The following is an 11,870-nucleotide window of genomic DNA, read 5'->3' on the forward strand; positions in this document are numbered from 1 at the left end:
CTATTAGAGATACCTAACCAAAATTCCTTTTTTTCATACCTTTATTTTTTCGATTTCCTATACCAGTTTTAGAACCACTATTTGTACGTCCTTCCCCTTGCATAGACCCTTTTCCTCTACCTGTTGCTTTCACTCCACCCTTAACTGAAATTCTAGTCCTATCAGATTTTGGTGCATTCCGTTTTATACATCGCGGAGGAATTAAGCATAATGGTCCAAAACCGATTAAATCTCTGCGATTTGCTTTGATTAAGGCTTCTTTTACTAATTCATAATTATCTTCTCGTTTATATTGCATCAAGGCTCGTTGCATAGCTTTATCTCTGCCTTTTTTAGCCACATATACAGGCTCACCTGTAAGGGGATTGATTCCTGTGTAATACATGGCGGTCGATAAGCTACCTGGAGTAGGAATAAAATCTTGCACCTGTTCTGGAGTCATATTTTGATCTCGCAAAAATTCTGCCAATTCAATAGCATCTTCTAATGTACAGCCTGGATGAGAACTCATAAAATAAGGCACCAAAAATTGTTGTTTACCTAATTTACGATTCGCCTCATCAAACCAAGATTTAAATTTTAAGAAGTAACTTTTATTGGCTTTCCCCATGATGGTCGTTACATGCTCGGATACATGTTCAGGGGCAACTTTTAATTGACCACTCACGTGATGTTCGCACAATTCTCGAACGAAGTCTTTGTTATTATCGTCCAATACATAGTCATATCGGAGCCCCGATCGAACAAACACTTTTTTTACGCCTTTTACATTACGTACTTTTCGCAAAATGCTCACATAGTCATCATGATTCGTATTTAACTGAGGACATGCTTTGGGCGCAGCACATGTTTTCCCCTTACAGGCACCTACTTTTAACTGTTTATCGCAAGCAACATGACGGAAGTTTGCCGTAGGGCCTCCTACATCGTGAATATACCCTTTAAACCCATCCATAGTTGTCATGCGGTGAGCCTCATCTAAAATCGACTGATGACTACGATTTTGAATAATTCGCCCTTGATGGCTTGTAATAGCACAGAAAGAACAACTACCAAAACAACCACGATGGCTAGTAATACTGAACTGTACTTCTGCTAAGGCAGGTACTCCACCAGCCGCATCATACATAGGATGCCATTTTCTCATATAGGGTAAACTATAGACATGATCCATTTCTTCCTGTGTTAATGGTAAGGCTGGACTATTCTGTACTATATACCGATTACCATGCCCTTGCGCCACTGTTTTTCCATAGTATGGATCTTGCTCATCAAATTGCATTTTAAAGGCTTTAGCAAAGATTTCTTTATCTGCTGATATAGCTTCGTAAGATGGGCATTCAATAGCATTCTCTGGCACGGTGTTGGCAACATAACAAATTCCTTTGATAGCAGGTAATCGTTTTTGTAATTGGTCTTTATCTAAGGCTTCGGCGATTTCACGGATTTGCTTTTCTCCCATACCATAGATAAGGACATCTGCTTTACTATCCATCAAAATAGAGCGGCGCACCGTATCGGACCAATAATCATAATGGGCAAATCGTCGCAAACTAGCTTCAATGCCGCCAATAACAACAGGAACCCCTTTAAAAGCCTCTCGCATACGATTCGCATACACCACCGTAGCTCGGTCTGGGCGTCGCCCAGATTCACCACCTGGAGAATACCCATCATCACGGCGATGTTTCTTGGCTGCTGTAAATTTATTGAGCATACTGTCTAAATTACCTGCTGTCACTAAGGATGCCAATCGAGGCTTTCCCAAAACCTTAAAGGCATTCACATCGTTCCAGTCTGGCTGAGCTATGATACCGACTCGATATCCATAGGACTCTAATAATCTACCAATTACAGTAGGCGCGAAGGAAGGATGATCCACATAGGCATCTCCGCTGATAATGACAAAATCAAGTTCAGCCCACCCTCGTTCGTCCATTTCTGCTTTTGTAGTAATTAAATATTGTTCTTTCATTGTATTCCTTATACTGTATTACACGAAAAATAGCCAACCTAAAAATAGAATAATCAGCAGCAAAATACCACCTACTACAAATCGTTCTATCATCATCGTTTTTTGTCGCTTTGCCTTGCGACTTTCATAGGTTAACCGTTGTTTCGGCGCCTCAATCAATTCCTGTTCTCGAAAGGCATCAGCCTTCTCTTGTTCTTTTGATACCATTCTGCGTTTGGGAATCGTCAAGGATTCACCCATTCTATTTTTAAAAGTATCCACCAATCGACGACTATCTAAGCCTAGTAGTTCACTATAGTTTTTGATGAACCCTTTGGTGTACACACTACCTGGAATACGACTAAACTCATCATGCTCCAAGGCGTGTAGGTAAGCTACTTTTATATGTAATACATCTTCAATTTGTTCTAATGTTAAACCGCGTCGTTGACGCTCACGTCTAAGTTCCTCGCCAATCGATGCCATAGAACCTCCTATACATATAGGTGCCATCTACATAACGCAAATGGCACACTACTCTAATCTACTGTAAAATTTGGGAAATATAGTTCTCTAATTTGATCTTCTCCCATTAAAATATCGCGACCTTTACTACTATTCGTAGGAGGTCCAATAATTTTCATATCTTGCATGGTATCAATTAAACGACCGGCTCTAGAAAAACCAACTCGCAATCTACGTTGCAAAATAGAGGCTGATGCACTACGTTGTTCTAGTACAATTTGTACGGCTCGTTCCAACAGCTCATCTTGTTCCTCATCACTGCCAACAGCATCGGAACTTTCAACACCTTTATCTGTTTCTGCCATCATCACTTCATCATATTCTGGCTGCCCTTGCCCTTTAACAAAAGCAATCAATTCTTCCACTTCTTCATCAGAAATGAAGGCCCCTTGAATACGAATTGGTTTATTCGCTCCTATAGGATTAAATAACATATCGCCACGACCTAATAAGCGTTCTGCTCCTGCTTGGTCCAAAATGGTGCGAGAATCAATTTGAGTAGCCACTGTGAAAGCAATACGACTCGGTACATTGGCTTTAATTTTGCCTGTAATCACATCCACTGATGGTCGTTGTGTTGCCAATACCATATGAATCCCTGCAGCACGCGCTTTCGCTGCTAATCGGTCAATGGATTCTTCCACATCTGGATTGGTCATCATCAAATCAGCTAACTCATCGATAATAATCAAAATGAGAGGCATAGATTTGGTTGGATTTTGCTTATTATAGCTAGCCACATTACGCACACCCGCTGTAGCTAATGTCATATAGCGAGCATCCATTTCACGAACTGCCCACCGTAATACAGCAGCCGCCTTATTCATATCTGTTACTACTGGCAACATCAAATGTGGAATACCGTTATACACGGATAACTCTACCATTTTAGGGTCTACCAAAATCAATTTCACTTCATCTGGCTTACGACTAAACAATATGCTAGAAATCAATGTATTGACACAAACAGATTTACCAGACCCCGTGGATCCAGCCACCAATAGATGTGGCATTTTAGCCAAGTCCGTAATAACCGGCATGTCTGCAATATCTTTACCAAGTCCTACCGGAATACCACCACTCGCTTGTTGGAACTCTTCACAGTCCAATACATCTCGTAAATGAACAGCAGACACATTTTTATTAGGAATTTCAATGCCTACTGCAGACTTTCCTGGTATAGGTGCTTCCATACGAATATCAACGGCTGCCAAGCTCATTTTTAAATCATCTTGTAAACCCATAATTCGGCTTACTTTTGTCCCTTTCGCAGGTTCTAATTCATAACGTGTTACCGTTGGACCTTGGGTGGCATTCACCACTTTTGCTGTAATACCAAAATTATCTAATGTTTCTTCTAGCAAGACTGCATTATGAGCCACTTCTTCACTGGTCACAGGATTGGACTTTCCCTGTGAAAGCATCGTCAACGGAGGATATTGATAAGGCTTTTCTATCGTCCTAGGACGCGCCACACCATCCGTGTTCACAGCTACTGCTGCAGTATCTTCTTTCGTAGTTTCAATGGTTGGTACTTCTACCAAGGATCCTACATAATTAGTAGTTTGCAAAAATGATGGAGGTTTTATAGGTTCTAAATTTATAGACTCTTCTGGTACATAAGAGTCTTCGTCCACATCTGTGGTCTCCCTATCTTCCCATATATCCTGTAAAGAAGCATCGTCTGTGATAGGTTCCTCTGCTCGATCTACCACTAGAGAATCCTCTAGTGTCTCCACCATAGAAGTACTAGTCACTATCTCATCTTCAAGTAGTTCTGGCTCTGGAATATGGTTATGTGTAGTATCATATTCTTCCATTTCAGTAACATCTGCTTCCTTCTGTGCATTAGAAGCGATTACTTCTTCCACTGGTGTGGAGTGTACCGTTTCTTCTAGGTTTGATACCTGTGTTCTCTGAACTTCTTCAATCGCTTTTTCAGCAGATTCAGCACCAGTTTTTTCAGTAATTACATCAACATCAGATTCCAATTCTGTATCAAACATATCCTCTTCTATTTTAGGATACCTCGTATCTTTTTCACGATCATAGGCCTTACGACGTTCTTCACGCCATTCATATACTTGTTCACGAATGGCACTAGCTGTTTCTGTTGCTTTTTCTTGCGCTATTTCGAGACCCACACTAGCCTTATCCTTCGCTTTATGCAAGCCTTCACGAAGAGATAATTTTGTAATCCCCAATACACAAGCAAGGCCCAAAATAGATGTCACTAAAATGCCGCCAATATTCCCTAATAAGTTTCTTAAAAAAACTCCTAATAAACCACCTAGTACACCGCCATTATTTGCTAATGTTGTAGTTCCTAATTCATCTCCATTATCGACATTCCACAGTACCAGTTGCACTAATACAACTAGCAATAACGCTGTATATAGCAATCCTTTTCTTGTAATTGATGCCAATGCCCCTTTATAAAGCCAGCACCAGCCATTGTATAGAACCCATATAGCTACAACCCAACCACCTAGGCCAAAACCATAAGAGAAAATACCACTGATAATACTTCCTAAGGCTCCCAGTTCAATGCCGGCCATACCTACAAGTGCTAATATAGCAAAACACATGAGAAGTAAGCCTTTCACCTCAGTGCGAATTCCCTTAGGCTCTGCTTTAGTTCCCCTAGTGCTACCTCGTTTATCTTCTTTAAGAGGCGTAGAACGTTTCGATTGTATCTTTTGTCCCCTTCTTGGGGCCTTACCTTTCTTTTCCTCTGCCATCTTCCACTCCAAAACTCTGTTTCTATCATATACCTTAGCACTTTATTATACCATTTTCACCTATGAAAGTATATCGAATATTCTCAAAGCTGAGCCTTCTCACAAGAAAATAACCTTATCCTTTACGTGTTTTCCAAGCTTTCACAATTTCCCCTTCACAACCCCGTTCTAAAGGGGTATAGAATGTCTCACCTACTAAGGTATCTGGTAAATACTGTTGCTCCACATAACCATTAGGATAATCCTGTGCATAGCGATAGCCAACTCCATGTCCTAATTGTTTAGCACCTCCATAGTGAGCATCTCGTAAATGTTTCGGCACCTCACCTTGCTCCTTATGCCGCACCACATGGATAGCTGCATCAATTCCTAGGTAGGTACTATTGCTCTTAGGTGCTAAAGCTACATATACAGCAGCCTCTGACAATATAATGCGCGCCTCTGGTAGGCCCACCATATGGGATGCTTGGGCCGCTGCATTTGCCACCACCAAGGCTTGTGGATCTGCTAGTCCTACATCTTCTGCCGCACAAATAACGATGCGTCTAGCAATAAATACAGGATCCTCTCCTGCCTCAATCATACGAGCTAAATAATATAGCACCGCATCTGGATCAGAGCCACGCATACTTTTAATGAAAGCAGAAATTACATCATAGTGATTATTCCCCTTCTTATCATACCGATACACTCGTCGACCTAGTACTTTTTCTATAATTTCTATGGTAATTTCTCCACCAGATCGAACCATAGCCCCCACTTGCTCCAGAATATTTAAAGCCATACGGGCATCTCCATCTACAAAGCGGCCTATATCCTCTAATAGATCATCTGTCACAATCAGCGCTTTCTTACCTAGACCATACTCTTCATCTGTTAAAGCACGACGTAAGATTGCCACTAATGCCGTAGCATCTAATCGCTCTAGAGTAAGCAAGCGCAATCGAGATAAAAGAGGTCGATTCACTTCAAAGAAAGGATTCTCTGTGGTGGCACCAATTAAAATGATTTGACCACTTTCCACTGAAGGCAACAATACATCTTGCTGACTTTTATTGAAGCGATGAATTTCATCTAAGAATAAAATTGTCCTCTGGTGTAAAGATGTACGAATACGCATCGCTTCTTCAATAGTGCTTCGAAGTTCACCAATCCCCACATTGGTCGCATTAAGCATAACAAAACGACTACTAGTTAGCTCCGAAATGATTTTGGCTAACGTAGTCTTACCTGTTCCAGATGGCCCATATAGCAATAAAGAGGGTACCTTATCTTCTTCAATCATAGAGCGAAGAAATGTTCCAGGCCCTACTACTTGTTCTTGTCCAAAGAAATGGTCCAATGAACGTGGTCGCATGCGGACCGCCAAGGGTTCAAATGGATCTACTGGTTCCATATTCTCAAACAAATTCATCCTTACACCTCCCTATATTTACCATCATATATTGATAACTACTACCGTGCATGCAGTAGTACATACATATATACTTATACATAGTTGATGCCCGAGCTTCCTTCTTAGTAGCCGTATAGAACAATTCCTGTATAGTTTACAAAATCACGTTGAGCAACAAACTTGTAGAAACCTGATGTTACAACAAATATTATCTGTACATTATTATACATGCATCCAGTTATATAGTCTATATGTTCTCATTAATGCAAAAAAAATAAACCACCATAAGGCGGTTATAAAGGCCCCACTATGCCGTATCCATACCGTGTTTTGATCCTGCAAGGGCAGGTGGGTTTCCTCCTTGTAAGATTACAGTCCTCGTAGAGGCAGAGCGCCCTTACAAGAGTGAGAATCCCTAAGTTAAAATGTTGGCTCAAAACTGCGATATAACACGCACATAGCAGGAATTTCTTTACTCATAGTATAGCAGAAAGGAACGGTCATTTCAAGAAGAAATACACCGTCCCTTTCCTTAAAAGTATATCAATTTTCTATTGGACAAATTCGATTATACTAATTTTTCTTTTGCCACATCTGTTTTGATATGTAATTCACGCAATTGTTTTGGCGCTACCTCAGATGGAGCTTGGCTCATCAAGTCGGATGCACTTTGTGTTTTAGGGAATGCAATCACGTCACGGATGGATTGACGTTTCGCCATCAACATTACCAACCGGTCTAAACCGAAAGCACAACCACCATGTGGAGGAGCACCGTATTCAAAGGCATCTAACATAAAGCCAAATTTAGAACGACTTTCTTCTGTGCTTAAGCCGATCGCATTGAATACTTTTTCTTGTACATCAGATTGATAAATACGGATGGAACCACCACCGATTTCCACACCATTCAATACCATGTCGTAAGCGATGGCTTTTACAGCACCTGGATCTGTGGCTAACAAGTCCATATCCTCTTCACGTGGAGATGTGAACGGATGATGCATTGCCACAAAGCGTTTATCTTCTTCGTCGTATTCAAACATAGGGAAATCAGTTACCCACAAGAAGGCTAATTTGTTTTCATCAATTAAGCCACGGCGTTTACCCATTTCAAGACGTAATTCGCCAAGAGCTTTCGCAACTACAGCTGGTTTATCCGCAATCATCAATACCAAGTCACCTGGCTCTGCGTTCATTTTTGCACCAATATTACGAACAGTATCTTCACCTAAGAATTTCATGATTTGAGATTTGATCGTGCCATCTTCATTGAAACAAGCCCAAGCCAAACCTTTGGCACCATAGATGCCTACGAAGTTTGTCAAATCATCTAATTCACGACGTGGAATACCTGCATAACCTTTTACAACGATACCTTTTACTTGACCGCCATTGTCGATAACGGAGCGGAATACTTTGAACTCTGTATCTTGCACACAGTCAGTTACATCTGTAAACTTCATATCAAAACGGATATCCGGTTTATCAGAACCATATTGATTCATCGCATCATCCCAAGTCATGCGAGGCATTGGTAATGGAATTTCCACATCTTGTGCCGCTTTAAATACATGGGCAATCATTTGCTCTTGCATGTTCAAGATTTGCTCTTGGTTCATGAAGCTCATTTCGATATCCAATTGTGTAAATTCAGGTTGACGGTCTGCACGTAAATCTTCATCACGGAAACAACGAGCAATTTGGAAATATCTTTCATAGCCAGCAACCATCAAAATTTGTTTGAAAATTTGTGGAGATTGTGGCAATGCATAGAATGTACCAGGATTTACACGAGATGGAACTAAGTAGTCACGAGCTCCTTCTGGTGTACTTTTTGTTAACATTGGTGTTTCAATTTCCAAGAAACCATTGTTGTCAAAGAAATCGCGCATCGCTTTTGTCACTTTATGACGTAAGATCAAGTTTGCTTGCATTTCTGGACGACGAAGATCTAAATAGCGATATTTTAAACGAATATTTTCATCTACATCGATATTGTCTTGAATATAGAATGGAGGTGTTTTCGCTGCATTCAATACACGTAGCTCTTCACAGTACATTTCATATTTACCAGTTGGTAAATTAGGATTCACAGCCGCTGTATCACGTTCTGTAATTGTACCGCGTACGCACAATACATATTCATTACGTACATCTTCTGCTTTATGGAAGGACTCCATATTATGATCAGGAGATGCCACGATTTGCACAACCCCAGAGCGGTCACGTAAATCAATAAAAATCAATCCACCATGATCACGACGGCGCTCTACCCAGCCGCAAAGAACCACTTCTGTTCCTACTTGTTCTGCACCGATAGTTCCACAATGATGTGTACGGTGTAAACCTTTCATAGTTTCCATTCTAATTTCCTTTCACTAACTCAGTTATACGGTTTGTAATCTCAGCTAAGGATACTGTTTCTTGTTCAGATGTATCCATATATTTTAAGATGACCTTACCTTCAGCTAATTCATTATCACCAATTATAATAACATATTTTGCGTTAATTTTGTTAGCATACTTCATTTGGCTCTTCATAGATTTACCAGAACCTTCCATTTCTGCTTTTACATAGGCATTACGCAAGGTATTTGTAATTCTGAAAGCCTCTTTTTGTGCCATTTCTCCTAATGCCACTACGAAGACAGAGTCTTCTTGTTCTCGTTCTGGCAACAAACCTTGTTTTTCTAGAGCCAACAATAACCGTTCCATACCCATCGCAAAGCCTACCGCAGGTGTATGTGGTCCATCTAGTTCTTCTACTAGACCATCATAACGACCACCACCAGCAACAGCACTTTGAGACCCCAATGGAGTATACTGTACTTCAAAAGCAGTTTTCGTGTAATAGTCTAAGCCACGAACCAAGCGTGGATTTAAACTGAATTTCTCGCCAGCTGCTGTTAAGTATTCTTTCACATGATGGAAATGATCTTGACACTCTTCACATAAATTATCACTTAACTCCGGAACACCTACTGCCAATTGTTGGCACTTTTCTTCTTTACAATCAAGGATACGCAATGGATTCTTGTATAAGCGGCTTTGACACAGTTCACATAGTTCATCTTTTTTTGGTTCAAAGAAAGCAATTAATTTTTCTCTATACGCAGGGCGACACGTTGGACAACCTACAGAGTTTACTTCTACATTCAAATCTTTTAAACCTAGGTCACGCAATAATTGCAACACCAAAGAAATACACTCCGCATCAGCACTTGGAGCTTGTGTACCCAATAATTCTACCCCAAATTGATGGAATTGACGATAGCGACCAGCTTGCGGCTTATCGTGACGGAACATAGGACCAATATAGAACCACTTTGTAATCGATTCTTGTCCATAAATTTTATTTTCTAAATAAGCCCGTACTGCAGATGCCGTTCCTTCTGGACGCAATGTATAGGATTGATCTTTTTTATCTCCTGTAGGAAAGGAATACATTTCTTTTTGTACGATATCTGTAGTTTCCCCAATACCGCGTAAAAATAAGCCTGTTTCTTCAAACATAGGCGTACGAACTTCTTCAAATCCATAGGTCTTACATAATCGACGAATGGTATTTTCAATATAGTACCAATTTCCAAGAACACTCGGCAATAAATCTTGTGTCCCTCTTGGTTTTTGAATAGCCACTAGCTGTCCCTCCAATGTTCATTACTTAGTAAATCGCGTTTCTCTAATAGTCGTTGTATATCTTGAATATACGTATCTACATCTTTCGGCATGTATTGTTTTTGTTGCCTAAAATCAGCACCATCTATCCATTTAGAGACACTACCTGGTCCTATGGAAAGTATGGACTGACGTTCTTCTATCATTTGTATATTATAAATGCTTTCATAGTTTGGCAAGGTGTAGCCAATGTTCTCCATTTGCCCCACCATGTATTGTTGACGATACATATAGTATGGTATATATCCTAATTGCAATAATGCTTCATGGGTTTCATCTAACATAGTTTGGACCATATCCTCAGAAGGAATCTCTTTGGCAAAGCTACTCCCATATAAAGGACTACCTTTTTTCAACGCTAAGGTATGGACAGTTACATTGTGAGGACGTAACTGCTCAATGTATTGCACATTCTCTTCCATATTTTTTACTGTTTGACGTGGTAATCCTGCAATAAAATCCATATTGATAGAACAATTTGTGTGGCTCTCCACATACTCATAGACAGACAAAAATTCTGCAACGCTATGACCACGGCCAATGATACGCAACAAATCATCCTGCATCGTTTGGGGATTCAAGCTAATCCTAGTAACACCCGCATCTACAATAGATTGAACCTTGTTAGCATTCAATGAGTCAGGACGCCCGGCTTCTACAGTAAACTCACGGCCCTTTGAAATCACATCTCCCAATGCATGCACAATATGGTGAAAGTCTCCATCTCCTAAACTAGTAGGAGTTCCTCCACCCATGTATAACGATTGTACCTCTAAACCATATGTTTTAACAAGTCTTTTCAAGTGTTCTATATCACGATGATAGACATCCACAAAGTCCTGTACCTTTCCATAGTTCTGAATGAGCCCATAGGGAAAGGAACAATAGGTACAATGAGTTTCACAGAAAGGAATACCACTATACAAACTAATCTCCTTAGGAGATTGTTGTACATGTGCTACATACGGGCGTTCCAGTACTGCCACTTGCTCTAATAATTTCCACTTCACATGGCTAATACTATGGGTACTTTCCAGTTCTTGCCGAACCTTCTCTAAATCACCTAAGGAGTCCCATAGTTTATGGGTCAACTTTGTAGGCCGTACGCCTACTAAAGTGCCCCATAAACTAGTCTTCACACCCAATATACGTCTAAGCTCTGATAAGACTTCTCTGCCTATCAGTTTCCGACCTTCCACAGTGTCTTTTCCAGAAATAGACCATATATGAAGATAGTCTGCGTATAACTCTGATGGTCTCTGTATACCAGTCTCCAATAGCTCTTCTTGTACTCTAGTATGGCAGAACAACTGTACTACCAACCGTGTACCATCAGTATCTGCCTCTAGTTCACTGATAATATCCCCAAATTGTACTAACACACTCGGAGTAGACTCATTTTGCCTATACTCTATGGGAAATAGACCTTGTACATAAGGACTAGAGCCAGATTCCCTAATATCCGATACATATATAATAAAGTCAGGGTTGTCTTTCGATGAAAACAATCCCACTGCACCACATTGATGAGCTATGACAGAACCTAACTCCATAGGTCCTTCATAGCTATATGT

At 40.4% G+C, this 11,870-nt stretch carries 7 protein-coding genes and 1 other RNA gene; all 8 read right to left on the reverse strand.

Annotation, left to right across the window (positions count from 1 at the left end; translation table 11 throughout):
* Positions 1–13: 13 nt before the first annotated feature.
* Entirely contained in the window at positions 14–1,975 is a 1,962-nt protein-coding gene (locus tag EO114_RS06095; RefSeq protein WP_127062101.1) for a YgiQ family radical SAM protein, read from the reverse strand.
* A gap of 18 nt (positions 1,976–1,993) precedes the next feature.
* Positions 1,994–2,440, reverse strand: coding sequence for a helix-turn-helix transcriptional regulator (locus tag EO114_RS06100; RefSeq protein WP_062400958.1), 447 nt, complete (start codon positions 2,438–2,440; stop codon positions 1,994–1,996).
* Positions 2,441–2,493: 53 nt separating this feature from the next.
* Positions 2,494–5,220 carry a DNA translocase FtsK gene (locus EO114_RS06105; RefSeq protein ID WP_127062103.1) on the reverse strand — a complete coding sequence of 909 codons (2,727 nt, stop codon included), beginning with the start codon at positions 5,218–5,220 and terminating at the stop codon, positions 2,494–2,496.
* Positions 5,221–5,335: 115 nt separating this feature from the next.
* On the reverse strand, positions 5,336–6,634 hold the full coding sequence (locus EO114_RS06110) for a replication-associated recombination protein A (RefSeq protein WP_127062105.1): 1,299 nt from the start codon (positions 6,632–6,634) through the stop codon (positions 5,336–5,338).
* A gap of 279 nt (positions 6,635–6,913) precedes the next feature.
* Positions 6,914–7,086, reverse strand: a non-coding RNA gene (gene ssrS / locus EO114_RS06115) — 6S RNA.
* Between the two features lie 98 nt (positions 7,087–7,184).
* Positions 7,185–8,981, reverse strand: coding sequence for an aspartate--tRNA ligase (aspS, locus tag EO114_RS06120; RefSeq protein WP_127062107.1), 1,797 nt, complete (start codon positions 8,979–8,981; stop codon positions 7,185–7,187).
* A gap of 1 nt (position 8,982) precedes the next feature.
* The gene (gene hisS, locus EO114_RS06125; protein WP_127062109.1) at positions 8,983–10,257 is read right to left on the reverse strand and encodes a histidine--tRNA ligase; all 1,275 of its coding nucleotides are present in this window, start codon (positions 10,255–10,257) and stop codon (positions 8,983–8,985) included.
* Positions 10,257–11,849, reverse strand: coding sequence for a coproporphyrinogen dehydrogenase HemZ (gene hemZ / locus EO114_RS06130; protein ID WP_127062184.1), 1,593 nt, complete (start codon positions 11,847–11,849; stop codon positions 10,257–10,259). The genes hisS and hemZ overlap by 1 nt, the downstream gene beginning before the upstream one ends.
* Positions 11,850–11,870 lie beyond the last annotated feature (21 nt).

Origin of the sequence: Veillonella sp. 3627 (assembly GCF_003992195.1) — a bacterium.
GTDB lineage: Bacteria > Bacillota > Negativicutes > Veillonellales > Veillonellaceae > F0422.

What these genes read in the sequence shown, in the direction of transcription:
- EO114_RS06095 (WP_127062101.1), bottom strand. Translation starts at nt 1,975, where the DNA reads ATGAAAGAACAATATTTAATTACTACAAAAGCAGAAATGGACGAACGA.
- hemZ (WP_127062184.1), bottom strand. Translation starts at nt 11,849, where the DNA reads ATGGAGTTAGGTTCTGTCATAGCTCATCAATGTGGTGCAGTGGGATTG.
- EO114_RS06110 (WP_127062105.1), bottom strand. Translation starts at nt 6,634, where the DNA reads ATGAATTTGTTTGAGAATATGGAACCAGTAGATCCATTTGAACCCTTG.
- EO114_RS06100 (WP_062400958.1), bottom strand. Translation starts at nt 2,440, where the DNA reads ATGGCATCGATTGGCGAGGAACTTAGACGTGAGCGTCAACGACGCGGT.
- EO114_RS06105 (WP_127062103.1), bottom strand. Translation starts at nt 5,220, where the DNA reads ATGGCAGAGGAAAAGAAAGGTAAGGCCCCAAGAAGGGGACAAAAGATA.
- aspS (WP_127062107.1), bottom strand. Translation starts at nt 8,981, where the DNA reads ATGGAAACTATGAAAGGTTTACACCGTACACATCATTGTGGAACTATC.